20 protein-coding genes and 2 pseudogenes are annotated in these 23966 nt (G+C 59.0%); 13 read left to right on the top strand and 9 right to left on the bottom strand.

Annotation, left to right across the window (positions count from 1 at the left end; translation table 11 throughout):
- The first annotated feature begins 13 nt into the window (after positions 1-13).
- The 3 genes from menB to menE are packed head-to-tail and all read left to right on the top strand — an operon-like array spanning position 14 to position 3224.
- A complete protein-coding gene (menB, locus tag ABLV12_RS14035) occupies positions 14-871 on the top strand; it encodes a 1,4-dihydroxy-2-naphthoyl-CoA synthase (protein WP_004104035.1) in 858 nt (285 codons plus the stop codon).
- Positions 871-1836, top strand: a complete 966-nt coding sequence (gene menC / locus ABLV12_RS14030; protein WP_004104034.1) for an o-succinylbenzoate synthase — start codon at positions 871-873, stop codon at positions 1834-1836. Before menB ends, menC begins: the two co-directional genes overlap by 1 nt.
- Complete coding sequence (menE, locus tag ABLV12_RS14025; protein ID WP_224239237.1) at positions 1833-3224, top strand: o-succinylbenzoate--CoA ligase; 1392 nt, start codon at positions 1833-1835, stop codon at positions 3222-3224. The genes menC and menE overlap by 4 nt, the downstream gene beginning before the upstream one ends.
- On the opposite strand, the gene ABLV12_RS14020 is transcribed toward menE, so the two are convergent.
- From ABLV12_RS14020 to ABLV12_RS14005, 4 genes are all read right to left on the bottom strand, one after another.
- A complete protein-coding gene (locus tag ABLV12_RS14020) occupies positions 3201-3824 on the bottom strand; it encodes a DUF2238 domain-containing protein (RefSeq protein WP_064396415.1) in 624 nt (207 codons plus the stop codon). The genes menE and ABLV12_RS14020 overlap by 24 nt on opposite strands.
- Positions 3825-3929: 105 nt before the next feature.
- Entirely contained in the window at positions 3930-5450 is a 1521-nt protein-coding gene (locus ABLV12_RS14015; protein ID WP_004114208.1) for a tripartite tricarboxylate transporter permease, read from the bottom strand.
- 11 nt (positions 5451-5461) lie between these two features.
- A complete protein-coding gene (locus ABLV12_RS14010; RefSeq protein WP_016808363.1) occupies positions 5462-5893 on the bottom strand; it encodes a tripartite tricarboxylate transporter TctB family protein in 432 nt (143 codons plus the stop codon).
- Positions 5894-5908: 15 nt separating this feature from the next.
- Positions 5909-6889, bottom strand: coding sequence for a tripartite tricarboxylate transporter substrate binding protein (locus ABLV12_RS14005; protein WP_004104027.1), 981 nt, complete (start codon positions 6887-6889; stop codon positions 5909-5911).
- Between the two features lie 134 nt (positions 6890-7023).
- Here ABLV12_RS14005 and tctD point away from each other — a divergent pair.
- Positions 7024-7698 (top strand): annotated as a pseudogene (gene tctD, locus ABLV12_RS14000) (transcriptional regulator TctD).
- The gene (locus tag ABLV12_RS13995; RefSeq protein ID WP_265785756.1) at positions 7685-9100 is read left to right on the top strand and encodes a sensor histidine kinase; all 1416 of its coding nucleotides are present in this window, start codon (positions 7685-7687) and stop codon (positions 9098-9100) included. Before tctD ends, ABLV12_RS13995 begins: the two are co-directional and overlap by 14 nt.
- Here the strand turns inward: ABLV12_RS13995 and nudI are convergent.
- Complete coding sequence (gene nudI, locus ABLV12_RS13990; RefSeq protein ID WP_004104021.1) at positions 9092-9517, bottom strand: nucleoside triphosphatase NudI; 426 nt, start codon at positions 9515-9517, stop codon at positions 9092-9094. The genes ABLV12_RS13995 and nudI overlap by 9 nt on opposite strands.
- 111 nt (positions 9518-9628) lie before the next feature.
- On the opposite strand from nudI, the pseudogene ABLV12_RS13985 reads away from it, so the two are divergent.
- Positions 9629-10299 (top strand): annotated as a pseudogene (locus ABLV12_RS13985) (Rpn family recombination-promoting nuclease/putative transposase); the annotation flags it as partial.
- 52 nt (positions 10300-10351) lie between these two features.
- Here ABLV12_RS13985 and ABLV12_RS13980 read toward each other — a convergent pair.
- Positions 10352-11800 carry a catalase gene (locus ABLV12_RS13980; RefSeq protein ID WP_348867115.1) on the bottom strand — a complete coding sequence of 483 codons (1449 nt, stop codon included), beginning with the start codon at positions 11798-11800 and terminating at the stop codon, positions 10352-10354.
- Between the two features lie 269 nt (positions 11801-12069).
- Between ABLV12_RS13980 and ABLV12_RS13975 the strand changes: the two genes are divergently transcribed.
- The 6 genes from ABLV12_RS13975 (at position 12070) to yfaU (ending at position 18271) form a co-directional block, all read left to right on the top strand.
- Positions 12070-12612 carry a YfaZ family outer membrane protein gene (locus tag ABLV12_RS13975; RefSeq protein ID WP_004114193.1) on the top strand — a complete coding sequence of 181 codons (543 nt, stop codon included), beginning with the start codon at positions 12070-12072 and terminating at the stop codon, positions 12610-12612.
- A 96-nt stretch (positions 12613-12708) separates the two neighbouring features.
- Complete coding sequence (locus ABLV12_RS13970; protein WP_004104017.1) at positions 12709-13905, top strand: nicotinamide mononucleotide deamidase-related protein YfaY; 1197 nt, start codon at positions 12709-12711, stop codon at positions 13903-13905.
- Positions 13906-14109: 204 nt separating this feature from the next.
- On the top strand, positions 14110-14892 hold the full coding sequence (locus tag ABLV12_RS13965) for an IclR family transcriptional regulator (protein WP_004104016.1): 783 nt from the start codon (positions 14110-14112) through the stop codon (positions 14890-14892).
- 13 nt (positions 14893-14905) lie between these two features.
- Entirely contained in the window at positions 14906-16111 is a 1206-nt protein-coding gene (gene rhmD / locus ABLV12_RS13960; RefSeq protein ID WP_004104015.1) for an L-rhamnonate dehydratase, read from the top strand.
- A 52-nt stretch (positions 16112-16163) separates the two neighbouring features.
- On the top strand, positions 16164-17453 hold the full coding sequence (locus tag ABLV12_RS13955) for an MFS transporter (protein ID WP_004104014.1): 1290 nt from the start codon (positions 16164-16166) through the stop codon (positions 17451-17453).
- Positions 17454-17467: 14 nt separating this feature from the next.
- Complete coding sequence (yfaU, locus tag ABLV12_RS13950) at positions 17468-18271, top strand: 2-keto-3-deoxy-L-rhamnonate aldolase (protein WP_160886054.1); 804 nt, start codon at positions 17468-17470, stop codon at positions 18269-18271.
- A 22-nt stretch (positions 18272-18293) separates the two neighbouring features.
- Here yfaU and glpC read toward each other — a convergent pair whose 3' ends face one another.
- From glpC to glpA, 3 genes are read right to left on the bottom strand one after another with little or no spacing between them, the layout of a single operon-like run.
- A complete protein-coding gene (glpC, locus tag ABLV12_RS13945) occupies positions 18294-19472 on the bottom strand; it encodes an anaerobic glycerol-3-phosphate dehydrogenase subunit GlpC (protein WP_004114188.1) in 1179 nt (392 codons plus the stop codon).
- Complete coding sequence (glpB, locus tag ABLV12_RS13940; RefSeq protein WP_348867114.1) at positions 19469-20728, bottom strand: glycerol-3-phosphate dehydrogenase subunit GlpB; 1260 nt, start codon at positions 20726-20728, stop codon at positions 19469-19471. The genes glpC and glpB overlap by 4 nt, the downstream gene beginning before the upstream one ends.
- A complete protein-coding gene (glpA, locus tag ABLV12_RS13935; protein ID WP_224313718.1) occupies positions 20718-22340 on the bottom strand; it encodes an anaerobic glycerol-3-phosphate dehydrogenase subunit A in 1623 nt (540 codons plus the stop codon). Before glpA ends, glpB begins: the two co-directional genes overlap by 11 nt.
- Positions 22341-22611: 271 nt before the next feature.
- Here glpA and glpT point away from each other — a divergent pair, with 271 nt between their 5' ends.
- On the top strand, positions 22612-23958 hold the full coding sequence (gene glpT, locus ABLV12_RS13930; RefSeq protein WP_004104004.1) for a glycerol-3-phosphate transporter: 1347 nt from the start codon (positions 22612-22614) through the stop codon (positions 23956-23958).
- The last annotated feature ends 8 nt before the right edge of the window (positions 23959-23966 follow it).

Raw genomic sequence — 23966 nt, 5'->3', positions numbered from 1 at the left:
CGAAGGACACTTTATGATCTCTCTTGATGAAGCAATGCTTTACGCTCCGATTGAATGGCAGGACTGCTCCGAAGGCTACAGCGATATTCGCTACCACAAATCGGCGGACGGGATTGCCAAAATAACCATCAACCGCCCGCAGGTACGTAACGCTTTTCGTCCGCTGACCGTCAAAGAGATGATTCAGGCGCTCTCGGATGCCCGCTATGACGACAATATCGGCGTGATCGTCCTGACCGGTGAAGGCGATAAAGCTTTTTGCGCCGGCGGCGATCAGAAAGTCCGCGGCGACTACGGCGGCTATCAGGATGACTCCGGCGTTCATCATCTCAACGTACTCGATTTTCAGCGCCAGATCCGCACCTGTCCGAAACCGGTAGTGGCGATGGTGGCGGGGTACTCCATCGGCGGCGGCCACGTTCTGCATATGATGTGCGATCTGACCATCGCCGCGGAAAACGCAATCTTCGGTCAGACCGGCCCGAAAGTTGGTTCTTTTGACGGCGGCTGGGGCGCCTCCTATATGGCGCGCATTGTCGGGCAGAAAAAAGCCCGTGAGATCTGGTTCCTGTGCCGCCAGTACGACGCGCAGCAGGCGCTGGATATGGGGCTGGTCAATACCGTCGTGCCGCTGGCGGATCTGGAAAAAGAGACCGTGCGCTGGTGCCGTGAAATGCTGCAGAACAGTCCGATGGCGCTGCGCTGCCTGAAGGCCGCGCTGAACGCCGACTGCGATGGTCAGGCGGGACTGCAGGAGCTGGCGGGCAATGCCACCATGCTGTTTTACATGACCGAAGAGGGTCAGGAGGGACGCAACGCTTTCAACCAGAAGCGCCAGCCAGACTTCAGCAAATTTAAACGGAATCCGTAATGCGGCAGGCGCAGGTCTACCGCTGGCAGCTACCGATGGACGCGGGAGTGGTGCTGCGTGAACGGCGGTTAAAAACCCGCGATGGCTTGCTTCTGCAGCTGCGCGATGGCGAGCGCGAAGGTTGGGGGGAGATTTCTCCCCTGCCTGGATTCAGTCTGGAAACGCTGGATGAGGCGCAGGCAGCGCTGCTGGCATGGGCGAACGCCTGGCGCGAAGGCCAGGATGGCGCGTTGCCGACGCCGCCTTCAGCCGCCTTCGGGATAAGCTGCGCACTGGCGGAGCTGGGCGGTGAGCTGCCGCTGGCGGCGGATTATCGCGCCGCGCCGCTCTGTTCCGGCGATCCGGACGAACTGTTCGCCAGGCTTTCGCAGATGCCCGGCGAGAAGGTCGCCAAGGTCAAGGTCGGCCTGTATGAGGCGGTGCGCGATGGCATGGTGGTCAATCTGCTGCTGGAAGCGATTCCCGATCTGACGCTGCGTCTCGACGCTAACCGCGCCTGGACGCCGCTGAAGGCGCAGCAGTTCGCTAAATACGTGAGCCCGCACTATCGCACCCGTATCGCCTTTCTCGAAGAACCCTGCAAAAACCGCGATGATTCGCGCGCGTTTGCCCAACAAACGGGCATCGCTATCGCCTGGGATGAGAGCCTGCGCGAAGCGGACTTTACGTTTGCTGCCGAGCCGGGTCTGCGCGCGGTGGTGATTAAACCGACGTTGACCGGCAGTCTGCAAAAGGTCCAGCAGCAGGTCGCGCAGGCTCATGCGCTGGGGCTGACGGCGGTTATCAGTTCAGCCATTGAGTCCAGCCTTGGCCTGACGCAGCTGGCGCGAATTGCCGCCTGGCTGACGCCGAATACCATTCCCGGTCTGGATACCCTGAGCCTCATGCGCGGCCAGCTGGTTCGCTGCTGGCCGGAAAGCGAGCTGCCGTGTCTGACCGTCGATGAACTGGAGCCGCTGCTGTGACCTTTAGCGACTGGCCCTGGCGCCACTGGCGCCAGCAGCGAGGGGAGGCGCATGCGCTGCGCCTGAACGAGCGGCGGCTAAGCTGGCGGGAACTGTGCGCGCAAATCGATGCGCTGGCGGCAGGACTGCACGCCCAGGGCGTTCGCGATGGTGATGGCGTACTGCTGCGGGCTGACAACCAGCCCGATGTTTTGCTGGCATGGCTGTCGCTCCTGCAGTGCGGTGCGCGCGTGTTGCCGCTGAATCCGCAGCTGCCCGGGCCACTGCTGGCTGAACTGCTGCCGACCCTGGACCTGCGCCACGCGCTGGTGCTGAACGGCGGCGATCTTCCTGTAACGCTTAATCCACTGACTCTGTACCCCGTCAATGGCGAGCGCGCGGCTGACTGGCGAGAGGATCGTATGGCTTCCATGACGCTGACTTCGGGGTCGACGGGGCTACCGAAAGCGGCGGTACACGCTTTTCGCGCCCATATTGCCAGCGCTGAAGGGGTACTGGCGTTGATACCCTTTGCGCCGCAGGACGACTGGCTGCTGTCGCTGCCGCTGTTTCACGTCTCCGGCCAGGGGATTCTCTGGCGCTGGCTGGTTGCCGGCGCAGGCCTGACGGTGCGCGACAAACAGCCGCTGGCGCTGGCGCTACGCGGCTGTACTCACGCCTCCCTGGTGCCAACCCAGCTCTGGCGGCTGCTGAGCGGCGATGACGAGGTGTCGTTAAAAGCGGTTTTGCTCGGCGGCGCGGCCATCCCGGTGGCGCTAACCGAACAGGCGCGCAGGCGCGGTATCCGCTGCTGGTGTGGCTACGGACTGACCGAGTTTGCCTCCACGGTATGCGCCAAGGAAGCGGATGGCCTGGCGGATGTCGGGCTGCCGCTGCCGGGGCGCGAATTGCGCATCGTGGATGGCGAAGTGTGGCTTCGATCGGACAGCATGGCCGCAGGCTACTGGCGAGGCGGCCAAACGATACCGCTCACCAACGCCGATGGCTGGTTCGCCACCCGCGATCGGGGCAGGCTTGACAACGGCAGGCTGACCATCCTTGGAAGAATGGATAATCTTTTTTTTAGCGGCGGAGAAGGCATTCAGCCGGAGGAAGTCGAGCGGGTTATCGGCGCACACCCGTTGATTGAGCAAGTTTTTATCGTGCCGCAGGATGATGCGGAGTTTGGCCAGCGGCCGGTGGCGGTAGTAGAGTGTCGCGATCATGGCGACCCATCCGTGCTGGCTGACTGGTGCGCCGATAAGCTGGCGCGCTTTCAGCAGCCTGTGCGCTGGTTACGGCTGCCTGAATCGCTGAAAACCGGCGGAATTAAAATTTCCCGCCGGGCGTTACGTGACTGGGTCAACCAGCAGCAGAGCTCCGCCTCAGATGCGCTGGACGTGCAGTAGCTGCTTCGTATGCCAGCGGCCCAGCGCAAAAACGGTGGTCAGCGCGCCGAGCAGGGCGCAGAACATATCGGACTGAGTATCCCAGGGATCGCCCTGGGTGCCGAGAAAATCATCCGCCCCCTGTCCCAGCGCCAGCGCCGCCCACCATTCGATCAGCTCGTAGACGGCGCTAATCGCCAGCGCAATGCAGCAGACCACGAAAGCGAGCATTTTACGCCCGCGAACGTAGCCGCCGCGCAGCAGAATCTCCCGCGCCGCCAGGGCTGGCACCAGCCCCTGGAAAAAGTGCCCCAGCTTGTCGTAGGGATTACGACTCAAACCCAGCCACGCCTGGACATCAAAGCCGATGGGCACTTTCGCGTAGGTGTACATACCGCCGACCATCAAAATGATGGCATGGAAGAAAATCAGCACATAGAGCAGCATCGTCAGCGGATAGCGAGCGCGCGTGGCCAGCAAAAGCGGAACGATGATAATCACCGGCGTCACTTCCATCAGCCAGGTAAGCTTTTCCCCTGCGCTGATACCGGTATAAATAAGAATCAGGGCCAGCGCCAGCGCTGCGAATGTTAACCCCGAGCGGGATGCTGCGACGGTCATAACGGATCACCAGAAAGTTAAAACCATAACTATCAGGCAGGTGCGGTGAAAATTCAACGTATACCGAGACTGGCGGCGCTGAGCGACCGCCAGTTTCGTTGCGCATCAGGAAGAGGGCAGGTCGCCCTGCGTGTTAAGCTGACGTTTGCGCCAGTAACGCAGCAGCGGAGGGACAACAAGCACCGCGATGGCTAACACCAGGAGCGTTTTAGTTACGCCGCTTTGCCACAAAATCCCCACGTTGCCGTTACTGATGGACAGCGCGCGGCGCAGGTTCTGCTCCAGCATCTCGCCCAGCACAAACCCTAAGATCAACGGCGACATCGGGAAGTGCATCTTACGCATAATGTAGCCCAGCACGCCCAGCCCAACCATCAACAGCAGGTCGAAGGTGGTGCTGTGTACCGCGTAGACGCCGACCGCGGACACAGCGGCGATGGCCGGGGCCAGAAACCACAGCGGGATCGTCAGCATGCGGGTGAACAGACCGATCAGCGGAATGTTCATAATCAGCAGCATCACGTTGGCGATCAGCAGCGCGGCAATTAATCCCCAGACGATATCCGGCTGCTCGGTAAACATCGCCGGACCCGGAGTGATATTGTAGAGGGTCAGGGCGCCCATCATCACCGCGGTAGTTCCGGAGCCGGGGACACCGAGGGTAAGCATCGGAATGAACGATCCGCAGGCGGAGGCGTTATTTGCCGCCTCCGGCGCCGCCACGCCGCGAATATCGCCCTTACCGAAGGTATCGCTGTTACCGCTGAGCTTTTTCTCGGTCATATAGGTGATGGCGCTGGCAATGGTCGCCCCCGCGCCCGGCAGAATACCGACAAAAAAGCCCACCACCGATGAACGCAGCGTCGCGCCCACGCACTGGCCCGCCTCTTTGGCGTTAAACAGCATGCGCCCGGTTTTCCGTACCAGCCTCTGTCCGCTGCTGGTGCTCTCCAGCATCAGCAAAATCTCCGAAACCGAAAAGAGCCCAATCACCACCACGATAAACTGCACGCCGTCGGAAAGATGAACGCTATCGAAAGTGAAACGGTACACCCCGGTATTGGCATCAACGCCCACCGTCGCCAGCCCCAACCCGATTAACGCGGCGAGAAACGATTTCAGCGGATTTTGCGCCATCATGCTGCCGAGGCAGGCGATGGCAAAAATCATCAGGGCGAAATATTCCGCCGGACCGAACGCCAGCGACCACTGCGCCAGCACCGGCGCGAACAGGATGATCCCGCCGATAGCGATCGTTGAACCCACAAAGGAGCTCACGGCAGAGATCGACAGCGCCACTCCGCCGCGTCCCTGCTGCGCCATCGGGTAACCGTCGATGGCGGTCATAATGGCGGCGGCATCGCCGGGCACGTTGAGCAGGATCGACGAAATACGCCCGCCGTATTCACATCCAATATAGACCGTAGCCAGCAGAATTAACGCTGATTCTGCGGGCAGGTGCAGGGCAAAGGCCAGCGGCAACAGGATCGCCACGCCGTTAATCGGGCCGAGACCCGGCAGGAGTCCGACGATGGTGCCGACGAAGCAGCCAATCAGCGCGATCGTCAGGTTGCCCGGCGTCATGGCGACGGCGAAGCCCTGCGACAGATAAATCCAGATATCCATAACCTTCTCCGTTAACTTAACCAGACGCCGAGCGGCAGGGTGACATCAAGCAGGGCGTCAAAGACGTACCACAGCGCGATGCCCATCGCGACGCCAGCTACCCCAGCAGCGGGCAGGGTGGCGCCAAACAGCAGGCCAAAAACAGCGGTCAGCAGCGCGGTGGCCAGAGGAAACCCCAGCCATTCAAAACCCCACGCATAAACCGCCAACGCCACGACCATCGTCAACAGCCGTTGTAAAACCAGACGCCCGGGCCAGGAGATTGCGTCGGGCCGCCGCAGTAGCAGCAAAACGGAGCACAGCAGCATCAGGCCGATAATGCCGACCGGAAAGGGGCGTGGGCCGACGGGTTCATAGGCGTATTCGCTGTGGATTTGCCAGGCGATAAACATCCCCCCTACGCAGAGCAGCAGCCATATTCCGGCAAAAATACGATCGCTCATCGCAGCCTCCGTGGGTTATTTGGCAAGGCCAAAAGATTTCGCCTGCAGGCGATACTCTTCCACCTGCTCTTTGACGTAGGCGTCCAGCTCTTTCCCGTTCAAATTGAATTCAAACAGGCCGCGCAGCTCGCGCTGTTTTTTAAACGCGTCGGTCTGCTGCAGTCGAGTAAACTCCGCCACCCACCACTGATAATCGGCATCGCTGACTTTCGGGCCGACGAAGAAACCGCGAATAATCGGCCACACCAGGTCATAGCCCTGCTCTTTGGCGGTAGGGACATCGGCGAGCGCGCCGGGCAGCCTTTCGTTAGCGAAGACCGCCAGCACGCGGATTTTATTGCCCTGGAGATAAGGCACCATTTCGCTGAGATCGCCGGATACTGCCTGCACGTGATTACCCAGCAGCGCGGTGACCGGTTCGCCGCCGCCCTCAAACGCCACGTAGCGCATTTTGTGCGGATCGACGTTTGCTTTCTGCGCCAGCAGCGCCGCTTTCATCCAGTCCTGGCTGCCGATTGAGGCGCCGGCGCCGATGACGATACTGGCGGGATTTTTTTCCATTGCCGCCATAAACGACGGCAGATCTTTCCACGGCGAGTCGGCGCGGACGGCAATCATGCCGTAATCGGTGCCGACGCTGGCCAGCCAGCGGACATCATCCACGCCGTAGCGGCCAAACTTGCCCTGCGCCAGGTTGAGCAGCGAGCCGCCGGAGAAGGCGACAACGGTGCCGGGTTCTCCAGGGCGCTGGGCGACGATAGCGTTATAGGCCACTGCGCCTACGCCGCCGGGCATATAGGTGACGCGCATCGGTTTTTGGATGGCGCCGGTTTCCATCAGGCTCACCTGAATCAGCTTACAGGTGAGATCGAAGCCGCCGCCGGGCTTGGCAGGCGCGATACATTCGGTACGGGAAGGCGCTTCGGCGGCCCAGGCAGAGGCGGTAAAAAGGCATAACGCGATAGCGCTAAGAGGGCGAAGGAACGGGATATTCATAGGCTTCCTCAGTCAGATACAGGGGACGTTTTTTTGATTATGTGAACCGGCTTGTGGCTATTCGGTTGCGTGATTGTTAAAACAATTACCTTTCATTTCCCTTTCAATGCGGCAGCAACTTTACAGGATGTGATATGCGTCTCTTACTGGCAGAAGATAACCGTGAGCTGGCTCACTGGCTGGAGAAAGCGCTGGTACAGGGCGGGTTTGCCGTGGACTGCGTATTTGATGGCCGGGCGGCCGATCATCTGTTGCAAAGCGAAAAATACGCGCTGGCGGTACTGGATATCGGCATGCCGGGCTTCGATGGCCTGGAAGTCGTGCAGCGTCTGCGAAAGCGCGGACAAACCCTTCCCGTTTTGCTGCTGACCGCACGCAGCGCGGTGGCGGATCGGGTAAAAGGGCTCAACGTCGGCGCCGATGACTATTTACCAAAACCGTTTGAACTTGAAGAGCTGGACGCCAGGCTGCGCGCACTGCTGCGGCGTAGCGAAGGCCAGGTGCATGAGATTCAGCAGATCGGCTCTCTGGAATATCGCGATGAAGGCTATTTTTTACTGCGCGGACAGACGCTATCGTTGACCCCGCGCGAGCAGGCGCTGCTGACGGTGCTGATGTTTCGCCGCACGCGTCCGGTGTCGCGCTAGCAGCTGTTTGAACAGGTCTTCAGCCTTAACGATGACGTCAGCCCGGAAAGCATCGAGCTATATATCCATCGTCTGCGGAAGAAACTTCAGGAGAGCAACGTGCGAATTGTGACCCTGCGCGGCCTGGGTTACGTGCTGGAGCTCGCCGATGAGGTGGGGTAAGCCGCAGTCGTTATTCGCTCAGCTGTTGCTGTTTCTTGGCCTGCCGCTGGTGTTACTGTGGGGGCTGTCGGCATTCAATAGCTACGTCAGCGCTCTGCAGGCGGCGACCCAGGCTTACGATCGTACGCTGCTCTCCTCCGCCCGCACGGTGGCGGAACGCCTGGTGGTACGCGGCGGCAGACTGGAGGTGAATGTCCCCTGGGTGGTGCTCGATAGCTTCGAGCTGAATATGAACGATCGCCTGTACTATAAGGTACTCGATCCCGGTAAGCGGGTGATTTCCGGTTTTGACGATCTGCCATCGATGCCGCCCTCAACCTCTCGTACCGAGCTCTATCCGGCGCTGGCGTGGTTTTATCATACCGAATATCGCGGTCAGGCCATCCGCGTGGCGCGGCTGCTGCAGCCGGTTAACGAAGGCGGCGTTGTGGGAATGGCGGAAATCTATATCGCCGAAACGCTGCAGTCGCGGCGCTGGCTGGCGGGACAGCTGCTGTTTTCATCGTGGATCTCGCAGGGGCTATTGGTGCTGTTGACGCTGGTGCTCACCGGCTGGCTGCTACGTCGGGTGCTGCGGCCGATGCGTCGGCTTTCGGCGCTCATGGTGCGGCGCGAACCCGGCCTGTTGACGCCGCTGCCGGAACTGCTGCCGTGGTCGGAAACCCGTTTATTGATTGTTGCTTTTAACCGCTATATCGACCGGCTGCGGGCGATGATCTCCCGGCAGGAGCGGTTTAGCGCCGATGCTTCTCACCAGTTAAAAACGCCGCTGGCGGTGCTGAAAACCCAGGCTTCGGTGGCGCTGGCGAGCGGCGATCCCCGGCTGTGGCGAGAGAGTCTGGAGGCGATGAGCGGCACGCTGGACATTACGATTCTGCTTACCGAACGCCTGCTACAGCTGGCTACCATCAAACGTAAAGAGCAGGGAGAACACGCGTTTCCGCCGGTGGATCTGTATGAGATCGTCCACAACAGCTGCTTTTCCCGTCTTCAGCAGGCGCGGAGCAAAGCTATCGATCTCGGCTATGAGGGGGAACCCTCAACGGTGACTATCGCTGGCGATGGCGTGCTGTTGAGCGAGCTGTGCGCAAATCTGTTGGATAACGCGATCCGCTATACGCCGCAGGGCGGTATCGTCACGGTCAGCCTGCATCGTGAAGGGGAGGCGGTGCTGCTGGATGTTGAAGACAGCGGGCCGGGAATCGATGATGCGCAGATCCAGCAGGCGCTCATGCCGTTCCACCGTCTGGAAAACGTTGGTGATAATCCCGGCGCCGGGCTCGGACTGGCGCTGGTCAGCGATATTGCACGCCTGCATCGCAGCCATCCGCAGCTGCTGCGTAGCGAAACGCTGGGCGGGCTGAAGGTCAGGCTGCGCTTTTTGACTGTGGGTTCAGAGTAGGCCTTTCAGGGTGAGCGTCTTCCGGGTCGCCTCGTTCAAATCATAGTGGGGAAGATCTTCCGCTTTTACCCAGGCGTAATCCTGAAACTCCTCGTTGATGGTTACTTCGCGATTGGCGCTGACGCAGTCGAAGATAAGATAAATCATATATATTTCTTCCTGACGGCCATCGGCGTAGGTTTTAACCCGTACGTCATCGCTAAAGGTCCATGGTGTGATGTGGGTTAGCTGCAGTTTTTCGCCCAGCTCTTCGCGAATTTCCCGCCGCAGCGCCGCTTCGATGCGTTCGCCGGGCTCGACGCCGCCGCCGGAGAGCGCCCACTGCCCGGGAAATACCCCGCGATCGTCGGCCATTTTGCACAACAGATAGTGACCCTCATGTTGAATGAGCGGGCAGACAATAGTCCTTTGACGCATAACTTCTCCTTAATGGTGGCAGGGATATATCATGGGATGGTCCAGTTTGCGAGCTGCCTCGGCAAACCGCAAGCGAAAATACGCGTTGAGCGCGAGCGGTGGTAGGGTGAGCGCAGGTTAATGGGTTGGGGCCATCATCAGCTGCCGCTGGTTATTCCTCTGCTGTTTTATCACGGCAGAATCAGTCCCTACCCGCACTCAACGCGCTGGCTGGACGGTTTTTCTCTACCAGAGGTGGCCGAGCGGCTCTATAGCCAGAACTTTCCGCTAATAGACGTGACTGAGATCCCAGATGACCAGCTGATACAGCACCGGCGGGTCGCTATGCTGGAACTGTTGCAAAAGCATATTCGGCAGCGGGATATAATGGGCATCTCAGAGCAACTGGTCAGAATATCCCCCCGGGATACACTACCCGTCGGCAGTTTAAAACGTTGCTGAATTATATGCTTCAGGCGGGCAACGCCGCCGATCCGGTGGCTTTTTTACGCAAGCTAGCGCAAAAGACGTCACTCAAGCCGCATAAGGAGACGATGAAGAATATTGCTCATTTTCTCGAAGAGCGAGGTCGCAAAGAGGGGATGCTTCAGGGAATGAAGGCGGGGATAGAAAAAGGTTTGCGCAAGGGCCGACAGGAAGGTCGTAATGAAGGCAGAAATGAAGGGCAACTAGCGGCGACAAAACGCATCGCCCGGGCGATGCTGGAAGAGGGGCTTGAGCCTGACCAGGTCGCAAAGCTAACCGGACTGTCGCTGCGGCAGCTCGCTAAGCTTCAGCACTAACCCCTAAAACGTTTTCGTCAAACGGCAGCCGCACTTGGGCTGCCGTTTGTGTTTACAGGGTTTTCTGTAAGACTTTCAGCGCCGCGGCCACGCCCGCGCCGTAGTCGGGATGGACTTGACTAAACAGGCCAATTTGTCGCTGCTGGATAAATTCAGGGATATCCCGCATATCGCTGGCGATTCGATGGAACATACGCTGATGCTCGTCTTCGCTTAATAGCCCGAACAGCGCGCGCGGTTGGCTAAAATAGTCGTTATCTTCCCGATGATTCCAGTGAGCCGCCGCGCCTTCAAGATTTAAAGGCGGTTCGCTAAAGTCCGGCTGCTCCTGATAGAGGCCGAAGCTGTTTGGCTCATAGGTGACGCCGTTGCCGCTATTGCCGTCGACGCGCATCGCGCCATCGCGATGGTAGTTATGGAACGGGCAGCGCGGCGCATTGACCGGAATCTGATGATGGTTAACGCCCAGGCGGTAGCGCTGGGTGTCGCCGTAGGAGAATAAACGACCCTGCAGCATGCGATCCGGAGAGAAGCTGACGCCAGGCACCACGTTAGCCGGATTCATCGCAACCTGCTCAACCTCGGCGAAATAGTTGTCCGGGTTGCGGTTGAGCTCAAGTACCCCCACTTCTATCAGCGGATAATCACTATGCGGCCATACTTTGGTCAGATCGAAAGGATGGTAAGGGACCCGGCTGGCTTCTGCTTCCGGCATGATCTGCACGTAAAAGGTCCAGCGCGGAAAATCGCCTCTTTCAATCGACTCATAGAGATCGCGCTGCGAACTCTCGCGGTCCTCGGCCACCAGACGTTTTGCTTCATCATCCATCAGGTTGGCGATCCCCTGCTGGGATTTAAAGTGGAATTTCACCCAAAAACGTTGATTGTCGGCATTTATAAAGCTGAACGCGTGGCTGCCGAAGCCGTGCATATGGCGATAAGAGCGCGGGATGCCGCGGTCGCTGAAGTCGATAGTCAACTGATGCAGCGTTTCGGGCAGCAGGGAGAAAAAATCCCACTTCCAGGTAGGGTTGCGCAGGTTGGTGCGCGGATCGCGCTTCACTACGTGGTTCAGGTCCGGGAATTTCAGCGGGTCGCGAAGATAAAAAACAGGGGTATTATTGCCTACCAGATCCCAGTTGCCCTCTTCGGTATAAAACTTGATAGCGAAGCCGCGGATGTCGCGCTCGGCGTCTGCGGCGCCGCGTTCTCCGGCAACGGTGGAAAAGCGCAGGAACAGATCGGTGGTTTTACCGACCTCGGCGAACATTTTTGCGCGCGTGTAGCGGCTGATATCGTGAGTGACCGTTAATTTACCGTAAGCGCCGGAGCCTTTTGCGTGCATTCGGCGTTCCGGGATAACCTCCCGGTCGAAGTGGGCCAGTTTTTCCAGAATCCAGATATCCTGCAGCAGCATCGGGCCGCGAGGACCTGCGGTGATGACATTGTTATTATCGACAACCGGCGCGCCGGAGCCGGTGGTTAATCCTTTTTTGCTCATCTTTATCTCCTGACAAAGTTTTATGTAACTTATTCATTTCCCGCAAGGGCAGAATAAGCTGAGCGCTATTTGTAGAATAAATATCCAACACGGACAATCTGGATCTGGCTATCGATTTGATACCCGCGTCCGTTGGCCTGGCTCCGGTAGCAACTGGTTACAATCACAATGGTAAAGCTCGTCTTAGCGCATTGATTCCTTAACGTTCGGCAGTACAATTTCGCGGTTTTTTGGGACTTTTTAATTCTTGTTTGTTGGATAGAGTAAAAATGAAAAAAAGTATATTTGCGGCCCTCGCTGGCATGATGTTCGTCTCAACGGCGGCGCATGCGATCAGTTTCAGCGGACAGGCCGGCGAGCACTACACGAACCTTGGCGTCGGATTTGGCACGGAATCTACCGGCCTGGCGGTAACCGGCAACTGGCTGCATAACGATGACGACGGCGATGCGGCAGGCCTGGGACTGGGGCTGAACATCCCTTTAGGTCCATTCCTTGCCACCGTTGGCGGTAAAGGGGTTTATACCAATCCGAATAACGGCGATGAGGGCTACGCAGCGGCGGTTGGCGGCGGCCTGCAGTGGAAGATCGGCGACAGCTTCCGCCTGTTCGGCGAATATTATTATTCTCCTGATTCGCTCTCCAGCGGTATCGACAGTTATCAGGAAGCTAATGCCGGCGCGCGCTTTACCATTATGCGTCCTCTGAGCATTGAAGCCGGTTATCGCTACCTTAACCTGGCGGGTAAAGACGGCAACCGCGATAACGCGGTCGCGGACGGCCCGTACGTCGGCGTTAACGCCAGCTTCTAACCCCTTCGGCGCGGTATTCCGCCGCGCCTGATTTTCAGGCTTTTTCGCCAGCCGCTTTGCGATATAGTATTTCTACTTATCAGGCTGGAGTTGACAATGTTAAACGTGGAAATGCTGTCCACCGGCGATGAAGTGTTGCATGGGCAAATCATCGATACCAATGCCGCGTGGCTGGCGGATTTCTTTTTTAATCAAGGATTACCTTTAAAGCGTCGCCATACCGTGGGTGACGATCTTGACTCCCTGGTGGCGATTTTACGCGAGCGCAGCGAGCATGCCGACGTGCTGATCGTCAACGGCGGTCTGGGCCCGACCAGCGATGATCTAAGTGCGCTTGCCGCAGCGACCGCCAAAGGTGAAGGGCTGATTCTGCATGAAGCGTGGCTGGAAACCATGACCCGCTTCTTTGCCGAGCGCGGAAGGCCTATGGCCGCCAGCAACCGTAAACAGGCGGAAATTCCGCAAAGCGCCGAGATGATCAACAATCCGGTCGGAACCGCCTGCGGTTTTGCCGTGCAGCTAAACCGCTGCCTGATGTTTTTCACTCCCGGCGTGCCGTCTGAATTTAAGATAATGGTCGAGCAGGAAATCTTACCGCGCCTGCGCGAACGTTTTCCGCTGCCCGCCGCGCCGCTGTGTCTGCGTCTGACCACCTTCGGTCGTTCCGAAAGCGAGCTGGCGCAGAGCCTCGAGCATTTACAACTGCCGCCGGGCGTGGTGATGGGCTATCGCTCCTCAATGCCGATTATCGAACTGAAGCTGACCGGGCCTGCCGAACAGCGCGAGGCGATGCTGGCGCTGTGGCCGGAAGTGCAAAAAGTGGCCGGAGAGAGCATCGTTTTCGAAGGCACCGAAGGCCTGCCGGCGCAGATCGCCCGTCGTCTGCAGGAGCGCCAGCTAAGCCTGACGCTAAGCGAGCAGTTCACCGGCGGTCTGCTGGCGCTACAGCTTTCACGGGTCAATGCCCCGCTGTTGGCCAGCGAAGTCATTCCGGCGCAGGAGGAGACCCTGGCGCAGTCTGCGCGCTGGGCGGCGGAACGGCGCGAAAAACACTTTGCCGGTCTGGCGCTGGCGGTGAGTGGTCAGGAGAGCGATCACCTGAACTTTGCGCTTTCCACGCCGGACGGCACCCACGCGCTGCGGGTGAAGTTCGCGACCAACCGCCACAGCGTGCAGGTGCGTCAGGAGGTCTGCGCGATGATGGCTCTCAACATGCTGCGCCGCTGGCTGAATGGCCAGCCCGTGGCCGGTGAACACGGCTGGATTAACGTCGTTGACTATCTCGCCGTTTAGATAAAACACCGCGTCGGGAGCCCTACCCGACGCGCAATCAGTCCAACCTGCTGTACTTGCTTTTAAAAATTCTGTGCACTATCTCGCATTTCTATCCCCTTGAACGTCCACCCTGCTGGAATAGCGTCGTCATTTGAAGTCGCTCACAATTTACAGACCCGACAACCGCAACACTGATTCCAGTATTCAGGATTGGAGTCCAGTATGTTGGAATCAAGCAAAGTCCCGGCGCTAACCCGCGCCATCGATATTCTCAATTTGATCGCCCGCATTGGTCCGTGCAGCGCGGCGACCATTATTGACGAACTGGGTATTCCGAAAAGCACCGCTTACCTGCTGCTGGGAGAACTGAGAAAACAGCGCTTCCTCAGCATGGATAATCAGGACAACTACTGTCTGTGGACCAAACTGGTTGAGCTGGCCGGTCACGCGCTGAGCAAAATGGATCTGCGCGAACTGGCGCGTCCGCGCCTGACGCAGCTAATGGATCAGTGCGGACTGCTCTGCCATCTGGGCATTATCGATGGCGGTAACGCCTACTACATTCTGAAGATTGAATCCCCGGCCACCATCAGCGTGCGTTCCCACGAAGGTAAAAGCCTGTCGCTGTACCGCTCCGGTATCGGTAAATGCCTGCTTGCCTGGCAGCCCGAGCGGGTTCAGGAGTCAATTATCAGCGAGCTGCAGTGGGAGAGGGCAACGCCAACCACCATCACCAGCGCCCAGCTGCTTCGCGATGAACTGGGGCGTATTCGCGCCCGCGGCTGGAGCTTCGATAACGGCGAAGATTATCCCGACGTTCGCTGCGTGGCGGCGCCGGTTTTTAATGCCAATAACGAACTGACCGCCGCCATCTCCGTGGTGGGTACTCGTCTGCAAATCAATGAAGACAATCGCGATTATCTCGCTGGCAGGGCGATTGCCTGCGCCAAAGACATTTCTCGTCTGCTGGGGTGGAAAAGCCCCTTCGAACAACAAGCCTCATAATAAGGAGAAGATCATGACCCTACCGAAAATTAAACACGTCCGCGCCTGGTTTATCGGCGGCGCTACCGCAGAGAAAGGCGCTGGCGGCGGCGACTATCATGACCAGGGAGCAAACCACTGGATTGACGATCATATCGCCACGCCGATGAGCAAATATAAACAGTATGAACAGTCCCGCCAGTCGTTTGGCATCAACGTTCTCGGCACGCTGATTGTTGAAGTCGAAGCCGAAAACGGCCAGACCGGCTTTGCGGTATCAACCGCCGGCGAGATGGGCTGTTTTATAGTGGAAAAGCACCTGAACCGCTTTATCGAAGGGAAGTGTGTCAGCGATATCAAACTGATCCATGACCAGATGCTCAACGCCACCATGTACTACTCCGGCTCCGGCGGCCTGGTGATGAATACCATCTCCTGTATCGACCTGGCGCTGTGGGATCTGTTCGGCAAAGTGGTGGGATTACCGGTATACAAACTGTTGGGCGGCGCGGTACGCGATGAAATTCAGTTCTACGCTACCGGGGCCCGTCCGGACCTGGCGAAAGAGATGGGCTTTATTGGCGGCAAGATGCCGACCCACTGGGGCCCGCACGATGGCGATGCGGGGATCCGCAAAGATGCCGCCATGGTGGCCGATATGCGCGAAAAATGCGGCCCGGACTTCTGGCTAATGCTGGACTGCTGGATGAGCCAGGACGTTAATTATGCCACTAAACTGGCCCACGCCTGCGCGCCCTATAACCTTAAGTGGATCGAAGAGTGCCTGCCGCCGCAGCAGTATGAAGGCTATCGCGAGCTGAAACGCAATGCCCCGGCCGGAATGATGGTCACCAGCGGCGAGCACCACGGCACGCTGCAATCCTTCCGCACGCTGTCGGAAACCGGCATCGATATTATGCAGCCTGACGTAGGCTGGTGCGGCGGTCTGACCACGCTGGTGGAGATTGCGGCGATCGCCAAATCGCGCGGCCAGCTGGTGGTGCCGCACGGCTCGTCGGTCTATTCGCATCATGCGGTCATTACCTTTACCAACACGCCGTTCAGCGAATTCCTGATGACCAGCCCGGACTGCTCAACGATGCGTCCGCAGTTTGATCCGATTCTGGTCGATGAGCCGGTACCGGTGAACGGGCGCATTCATAAAACCGTTCTGGATAAACCGGGTTTCGGCGTCGAGCTGAACCGCGACTGCAACCTGAAACGTCCTTATAGCCACTGATCCCGTCGTGCCGCACAGCGCTGATGTGCGGCCTATTGTTGAGGATATTACGATGAGCAACACCTTGCTTGAGAGCGTGGTGAAGAAAAACCGCGCCCGTTTGATCCCCTTTATGCTGGCGCTGTACGTGCTGGCGTTTCTTGACCGTTCGAATATCGGCTTTGCGAAAGAGACCTATCAGCTGGATACCGGCCTCAGCAATGAAGCTTACGCGCTGGGGGCGGGGATTTTCTTTGTGGTATACGCCTTTCTTGGGGTACCGGCCAACCTGCTGATGCGCAAATTCGGCGCGAGAAAATGGATTGGCTGCACCACCTTGCTGTGGGGCATTCTTTCAGCGGCGATGGCGTGGGCGGATACGGAAGCGAAATTTCTGCTGGTACGCACCCTGCTTGGCGCCGCCGAAGCGGGTTTCTTTCCGGGCATGATCTACCTGACCTCACAGTGGTTTCCGCAGCAAAACCGCGCCAGCATTATGGGATTATTTTATATGGGCGCGCCGCTGGCGCTGACCCTCGGGTCGCCGCTCTCCGGCGCGCTGCTGGAAATGCACGGCTTTATGGGGCATCCCGGTTGGTTCTGGATGTTTATTATTGAAGGCTTACTGGCGGTCGGCGCGGGTTTCTTCACTTTCTTCTGGCTTGACGACACGCCGCAAAACGCCCGCTTCCTGACCGCTGCCGAAAAGCAGGCGCTCATCAGCGAGCTGGCCAGCGAAGAGCAGAAAAAGATTACTTCGCGTTTGTCCGATGCGCTGCGCAACGGCCGCGTCTGGCAGCTGGCGATTATCTATCTCACCATTCAGGTGGCGGTTTACGGCCTGATCTTCTTCCTGCCGACCCAGGTTGCGGCGCTGCTCGGCACTAAAGTGGGGTTTGTGGCATCGGTGGTGACCGCGATCCCGTGGGTGGCAGCGCTGTTCGGTACCTGGCTGATTCCTCGCTACTCCGACCGCACCGGCGAGCGGCGTAATATTGCGGCATTAACCCTGCTGGCGGCGGCAATTGGCATTGCGGTCTCCGGGCTGGTGTCGCCGGTACTGGCCATCATCGCGCTGTGCGTTGCCGCCGTCGGCGTCATTGCCGTACAGCCGGTCTTCTGGACTATGCCGACGCAGCTGTTATCCGGCACGGCGCTGGCCGCAGGCATTGGTTTCGTCAACCTGTTTGGCGCGATCGGCGGATTTTTAGCGCCGATTATACGCGTCCAGGCTGAAACGATGTTCGGCAATAATTCTGCCGGATTATTGACGCTCGCCTGCGTGGCGGTTATCGGGGTTGTTATTATCTTTTCACTGCGCGTGAGCCGCACGGTACCGCAGGCCGGCAGCGTACAGCATTAATTTAAGGGAGAACTATGAACGCAATTTTATCGAACCCATTTAAAGCGGGGTTATTGCAAGGGGAAGCACAAATTGGCCTGTGGCTGAGCTCGACCTCCTCTTATATGGCTGAGATTGCCGCCACCTCGGGTTACGACTGGCTGCTGATTGACGGTGAACATGCGCCGAATACCATTCAGGATCTTTATCATCAGCTACAGGCCATTGCGCCCTACGCCAGCCAGCCGGTGATTCGTCCGGTAGAGGGCAATCGTAGCCTGATTAAACAGGTGCTGGATATTGGCGCCAGAACGCTGCTGATCCCCATGGTCGATACCGCAGAACAGGCGCGGGACATTGTCTCGGCGACGCGCTATCCGCCGCTGGGGACCCGCGGCGTCGGCGCCGGGGTAGCTCGCGCCGCGCGCTGGGGAAGGGTAGAGAACTATATGGCGCAGGCCAACGATGAGCTGTGCCTGCTGATTCAGGTTGAGAGCAAAACCGCCCTCGATAATCTGGATGCGATCCTTGAAGTCGAGGGGATTGACGGCGTCTTTATCGGCCCGGCGGACCTGTCGGCCTCGCTGGGCTACCCGGATAACGCCGGTCATCCTGAAGTGCAGCGGGTTATTGAACAGAGCATCCGCCGCATTCGCGTGGCGGGAAAGGCGGCCGGATTCCTGGCCGTCGATCCAGAGATGGCGCACAAAGCGCTGGCGTGGGGGGCGAATTTCGTTGCCGTTGGCGTCGATACCAACCTCTATACCAGCGCGCTGGATAAACGACTGGCGATGTTCAGGCCGGTAGCCGAACAGGCGGAGGGCAAGGGGAGCTACTAGCCCCCCGGTGTTGGCGCTGGCGTCATGCCAACGCCTGCGCCAGCAGAGTGATGGGATGCTCGCAGCGTTTACTGGTGGACATCTCTATCTGCCATTTACAGGTTTCACAGTCGGTCACTACCAGGTCCGCGCCGCTCTCCTCAATTTGTCGGAACAGCGGCGCGCCAATCGCCTGCGATGAGTCGTAATTCTCCGACTTGAAGCCGAAGGTGCCGGCAATACCGCAGCATTGCGAGTCGAGCACCTCCAGCTGCAAGCCGGGGATCAGCCGCAATAGCTCAAGGGTATACAGCGACCAGCCCATCTTCTCCATATGGCAGGGCGTGTGATAGATCACCTTCAGCGGCAGCGATTTCAGCGCCAGCTTCCGTCCAGCGTCCAGCTGACGCCAGATCCAGCGGGTTGCCAGTTCAACCCGGTCGCGCACATCGTGATTATCGATATCAAGGACGTGCGGATATTCATCGCGCAGCGTAAAAGTGCAGGTCGAGGACGTCGCCACCACTGGCAGGTTATTTTCCCGCATCGCGGTAACGTTGCTCTGTGCCTGTTTACGCGCCTTCGCAAAAAAACCGTTGGCAATGAGCGGCACGCCGCAGCATTTTTCTTTATGCAATAGCTGCACGCCGATGCCTATGGCGTTGAGCACCCGGATAAGATCTTTACCCAACTGCGGATTGTTGTAGTTCACATAGCAGCCGTGAAAGAAGGCTACCTGCTCGGCGTACTGCGCCTGTTGGCCAGCCAGCTGTCGATACGCGCGGCGAAAGGTGCCGAAGCCATATTTGGGCAGCGAGCGGCGGTGATCGATTTTGAGCGCGGCATCCAGTACCCGACGTACCGGCATCAGCCCGGTGGCGGCGTTTACCAGCGGAGCAAACGGCGTGGAGAGGGTGCCCATCAGATCGGTGTGGCTGAGGATGGTATCGCGCAGCGTGGGCTTTTGCCGGCCGTATTCCATGCGCGCCCGCTGGATAATATCGCCGATTTTGACGTCTGAAGGGCAGGCGACTTCACAGCGTTTACAGTTAATGCAGTATTTTAACGCCTCGTCGTAGAGCGCGCCGTCTTTCAGGCGCAGGCGCTCGCCGTCCGGACCGGCCTGTTTTGGCCCCGGGTAGCGCGGATTAACCCGGCTGACCGGGCAGGCGGTGGTGCAAACGGTGCATTTAATACAGTGTTCAAAGCGCGTGTCGTTCATGACTCACCTCCGGCAAGCTCGTCAATTAGCCCTGCGGCGTGAAGCGCGGTCACTGCGCACACGCCACCGCCGCATCCCAGCGCGATGGCATCAAAACCGCCGAGGATCGAACCGACGGCGAACAGATTCTCCAGCGTCCGCCCCTGACGCTGGGGACGCAGAGCCTCATCGGTTTTCAGGCCGAAACGCTGCCAGGGCTGCGAGGCAAAAAAATCCTGCTGATACCAGCTTTCGCGCGGCAGCGTCTGCTGCAGATCCAGACCGAGGATCGGCTCGCGCACGCCGCTACGTTCGGCGACCAGCCCGTTGCTGAAAAAGCTGCCGCTGGCCAGCACAGCGAAGCGCGGGCGCAGCGGAATATCGCCGTGATTGCGCGTCCAGATCGCGTTAACCCTACCGTCCTGGTGGCTGATATCAATGACTTCATCCCCGGTCAGCCAGGTCCCGCCGCTGCGGATAAATTGCCGCTGCAGCTGGGCGTGCAGGCGCATCCCCGGCACCGATGGCGGCAGGGTAGGCAGCAGGCGCAGCGGGCAGGGCAGACGCTGCCGCAGCCACTGGTACAAGCGATCGTCGGCGAGGCCGAAGCAGGCGGGCATAATCAGTAAATTATGCTGCTGCGCCAGCGGGCGCAGCGCCGCCAGCAGGGCAGGCCAGTGCGCTTCATCGTCCAGCCGGCGGGCGATATTGGCGGCGCGAAATTCGGATGGGCTATCGCGCAGAACATCAAGAAGGGGTAATTCTATCTCGTGGGCTTCGGCGGTCACGCCGTGCTGGTGCAGAGAGGCTGCGGCAAGATGCGGCTGGAAGTCGCCGAACCCGCTGATGCCAACGACGCAGACGCCGCTGACGGGCAGCGGCGCGGTGGCGATTTCCTGCGGAGAAAGCCAGGCCGCGCGTAAGATTCCCAGCGGCGTCACGCGCAGATGCGGCTGGCTGGCATCGCCCTGCATGGCAATCCCGCAGTCGGCAAACAGCGCCTGAGCCTGGCGGGCGTAATTCATCACCCTTTCTGCGCCGAGCCTGGCATAAGGGTGTTCGGGAAGCTGGCGGGCCAACAGGCCGATACCGTAAGCAACATCGGTGACGGTTTCGCCATTCGGCAGCGTCGAGAGCAAATCCAGCGAGGCGGAAGAGAAGTGCAGGGCGCTTTGGCCCCGGCTGATAATCACGCTGCGCAGGCCGCGCTGGTTGAGCGCCAGCCCGCAGAGCAGCCCGGCAAGGCCGCCGCCAATAATCGCGCAATCAAACTTCATCCTGGTGCTCCTTTTCTAATCCGCACAGACCGAGATAAACCCAGCGGGTAAACTCGCTTTCGCGCAGCGCATCCCCCCAGGCCACCGGCTGAACGCCTTTCCAGCGTTCGTTCAAAAATTGGGACAGCTGGGTGAGGGACCGCGCGGAGGTGGTGACGTTAAAACGCGCGAGCAGCCCGGCGGCGCGGCAGGCGCACAGTTCGCCCTGACAGGTTCCCATGCCGACGCGGGTACGGCGGCGCAGGTCAAGCAGGTTTTTCACCGCCAGGTTTTCAACCGCGTACTCTACTTCTCCGGCAGTGACCGCCTCGCATTCGCAGACCAGGCTACGGCGCTGGCGGCTATCGCCAAGCCATGCCGGGGTGCGATCGCCGTGGCGGTAGATGGCCGACCCGCGCAGCGGCGCAGGTAACGAGATGATTTTACTTAGCGTGGCTTCCGCCGGTTCCTGCGAACCGGGCAGCGGCGTATCGGCGGTCGTGCAGGGGGCGGTATTTCCGAGCTTGCGGCATAGCGCATCCGTGGCCCACTCCGCCATCAGACGATACGTCATCAGCTTACCGCCGGTGATGGTGATGAAGCCTTCCATACCGTCGCGGCGGGCGTGGTCGAGCAGCACGATACCGCGGCTGACGCTACGGCCACTGGGATCGTCATCGCTGGCGACCAGCGGGCGTATACCGGAATAGGCGCGAAGTACCCGCGTCCGCCCCATGATCGGCGCCAGCTTTTCTCCCTCCCGCAGCAGCGTTTCGACTTCCTCGGTGGTTACCCGGTTGTCGTCAATTTCGTCATAGGGAATATGCATCGAGGTGGTGCCAATCAGCGAAATAGTATCGCCGGGCACCAGGATATCGGCGTCAGCCGGTTTGCGGCAGCGGTTGATAACCTGACGGTTAATGCGGTGGTCGAGGATCAGCAAAGATCCTTTTGCCGGAAACATCGCGATGCACAGGTCGGCGTACTCTGCGATGCGCTGCCCCCAAATCCCGGCGGCGTTGACCACCACCTGAGCGCGCAGCGTGCGCGATTCTCGGCGCTGATGATTGTAGATCGCGACGCCATGGACGCGATCGCCCTGCCGCAGCAGACCGGTGACTTCGCAGCCGGTGAGGATCGTCGCGCCATGTTCGCGGGCATCGAGCATATTCGCCGCGGTGAGGCGGAAAGGATCGACGGTGCCGTCGGGAACCTGTACCGCGCCGAGCAGCGCCGGGTTAACCGCGGGCTCAATACGCAGCGCTTCGGCGGGCGTTAGCGGCTGGGCTTCGATGCCTGCCTGCTGACAGGCGCTGATAAAGGTGTACTGGTACGCCGGGTCATCTTCCGGCAAGGTAATAAACAGGCCGCTGGTGGGCTCTATGCAGTGGCGGGCGATACGGCGCAATATGCGGTTTTCGCTAATGCACTCGCGCGCTGATTCGCTATCGGTGACCGCATAGCGCGCGCCGCTATGCAGCAGACCGTGATTGCGGCCAGTCGCGCCGGTGGCGATATCGTAGCGCTCCACCAGCGCTGCCTTTAGCCCGCGCAGCGCGCAGTCGCGCGCGATCCCGGCGCCGGTGGCGCCGCCGCCAATAATAATGACGTCATATTCACGACTATCGGCCATCTCCCCGTCCTCTGTTTTCGTTTTACATCATTTAGCCATATCGACAGCATTTAATGTTTGATTTCGAGCATATTTGCGCGCAATTCGAGCGTTTGTTGTGACTTTGTGCGCATATTAGAAAATGCTGTCATATTTCTGTAACAAAGTGTGCGACATTTCACAGTATTAGATTTACGCTTTGCCTACTATCGCGACCAAATCAGAAGTTGGTGAATAAATTACGTTTTTTTGCGTCGACGTCAGAAGAACAGCAATGGCCACGGAGGCTGATATGTTAAGTATATTTAAACCCGCAGCGCATAAAGCGCGATTGCCAACCGCGGAAATCGATCCTTTATATCGTCGATTACGCTGGCAGATCTTTATCGGTATTTTCTTCGGATATGCTGCTTACTATTTGGTTCGTAAGAACTTTGCTTTAGCAATGCCCTACCTTATCGAGCAGGGGTTCTCCCGTGGCGACCTCGGTTTTGCCCTTTCCGGTATCTCCATTGCCTACGGATTTTCGAAATTCATCATGGGGTCGGTTTCCGACCGCTCGAATCCGCGCATTTTTTTACCGGCAGGCTTGATTCTTGCCGCGCTGGTGATGCTGGTGATGGGCTTCGTCCCTTGGGCGACCTCCAGCATTATGGTGATGTTCGTTCTGCTGTTCCTGTGCGGCTGGTTCCAGGGGATGGGCTGGCCGCCGTGCGGACGTACGATGGTGCATTGGTGGTCGCAGAAAGAGCGCGGCGGTATCGTGTCGGTATGGAACTGCGCGCATAACGTCGGCGGCGGGATCCCGCCGCTGCTGTTCCTGCTGGGAATGGCGTGGTTTAACGACTGGCATGCGGCGCTGTATATGCCGGCTTTCGGCGCGATCCTGCTGGCGATTTTCGCCTTCGCGATGATGCGCGATACTCCGCAGTCCTGCGGTTTGCCGCCGATCGAAGAGTATAAAAACGATTATCCTGATGACTACAGCGAGAAGCATGAAGAGGAGCTGACCGCAAAGCAGATCTTTATGCAGTATATCCTGCCGAACAAGCTGTTGTGGTACATCGCCGTTGCAAACGTGTTTGTTTACCTGCTGCGCTACGGCATTCTTGACTGGTCGCCAACCTACCTGAAAGAGGTTAAGCACTTCGCGCTGGATAAATCCTCCTGGGCCTACTTCCTTTATGAATATGCGGGGATTCCGGGCACTCTACTGTGCGGCTGGATGTCGGATAAAGTGTTTAAGGGCAACCGCGGCGCGACCGGTGTCTTCTTTATGACCCTGGTCACCATCGCCACCGTTGTCTACTGGCTGAACCCGCCGGGTAACCCGGGCGTGGATATGGCCTGTATGATTATTATCGGCTTCCTGATTTATGGGCCGGTGATGCTGATTGGCCTGCATGCGCTGGAGCTGGCGCCGAAAAAAGCCGCCGGCACCGCTGCGGGCTTCACCGGCCTGTTCGGCTATCTCGGCGGTTCCGTGGCCGCGAGCGCCATCGTTGGCTATACCGTCGATTTCTTCGGCTGGGACGGCGGCTTTATGGTGATGATCGGCGGCAGCGTGCTGGCGGTTGTGCTGCTGATTATCGTGATGCTGGGTGAACGACGCCACCATCAACAGATGAAACAAGGTTAAGGTGCGGC

Origin of the sequence: Klebsiella sp. CN_Kp100 (assembly GCF_040065315.1) — a bacterium.
Classification (GTDB): domain Bacteria; phylum Pseudomonadota; class Gammaproteobacteria; order Enterobacterales; family Enterobacteriaceae; genus Klebsiella; species Klebsiella oxytoca.
The sequence above is the reverse complement of the archived record's forward strand: the minus strand, read 5'-3'. Positions and strand labels throughout refer to the sequence as shown.

Coding starts and splice junctions, on each gene's coding strand:
- menB (WP_004104035.1), top strand. CDS start 14: ATGATCTCTCTTGATGAAGCAATGCTTTACGCTCCGATTGAATGGCAG.
- menC (WP_004104034.1), top strand. CDS start 871: ATGCGGCAGGCGCAGGTCTACCGCTGGCAGCTACCGATGGACGCGGGA.
- ABLV12_RS14020 (WP_064396415.1), bottom strand. CDS start 3,824: ATGACCGTCGCAGCATCCCGCTCGGGGTTAACATTCGCAGCGCTGGCG.
- ABLV12_RS14015 (WP_004114208.1), bottom strand. CDS start 5,450: ATGGATATCTGGATTTATCTGTCGCAGGGCTTCGCCGTCGCCATGACG.
- ABLV12_RS14010 (WP_016808363.1), bottom strand. CDS start 5,893: ATGAGCGATCGTATTTTTGCCGGAATATGGCTGCTGCTCTGCGTAGGG.
- ABLV12_RS14005 (WP_004104027.1), bottom strand. CDS start 6,889: ATGAATATCCCGTTCCTTCGCCCTCTTAGCGCTATCGCGTTATGCCTT.
- ABLV12_RS13995 (WP_265785756.1), top strand. CDS start 7,685: ATGAGGTGGGGTAAGCCGCAGTCGTTATTCGCTCAGCTGTTGCTGTTT.
- nudI (WP_004104021.1), bottom strand. CDS start 9,517: ATGCGTCAAAGGACTATTGTCTGCCCGCTCATTCAACATGAGGGTCAC.
- ABLV12_RS13980 (WP_348867115.1), bottom strand. CDS start 11,800: ATGAGCAAAAAAGGATTAACCACCGGCTCCGGCGCGCCGGTTGTCGAT.
- ABLV12_RS13975 (WP_004114193.1), top strand. CDS start 12,070: ATGAAAAAAAGTATATTTGCGGCCCTCGCTGGCATGATGTTCGTCTCA.
- ABLV12_RS13970 (WP_004104017.1), top strand. CDS start 12,709: ATGTTAAACGTGGAAATGCTGTCCACCGGCGATGAAGTGTTGCATGGG.
- ABLV12_RS13965 (WP_004104016.1), top strand. CDS start 14,110: ATGTTGGAATCAAGCAAAGTCCCGGCGCTAACCCGCGCCATCGATATT.
- rhmD (WP_004104015.1), top strand. CDS start 14,906: ATGACCCTACCGAAAATTAAACACGTCCGCGCCTGGTTTATCGGCGGC.
- ABLV12_RS13955 (WP_004104014.1), top strand. CDS start 16,164: ATGAGCAACACCTTGCTTGAGAGCGTGGTGAAGAAAAACCGCGCCCGT.
- yfaU (WP_160886054.1), top strand. CDS start 17,468: ATGAACGCAATTTTATCGAACCCATTTAAAGCGGGGTTATTGCAAGGG.
- glpC (WP_004114188.1), bottom strand. CDS start 19,472: ATGAACGACACGCGCTTTGAACACTGTATTAAATGCACCGTTTGCACC.
- glpB (WP_348867114.1), bottom strand. CDS start 20,728: ATGAAGTTTGATTGCGCGATTATTGGCGGCGGCCTTGCCGGGCTGCTC.
- glpA (WP_224313718.1), bottom strand. CDS start 22,340: ATGGCCGATAGTCGTGAATATGACGTCATTATTATTGGCGGCGGCGCC.
- glpT (WP_004104004.1), top strand. CDS start 22,612: ATGTTAAGTATATTTAAACCCGCAGCGCATAAAGCGCGATTGCCAACC.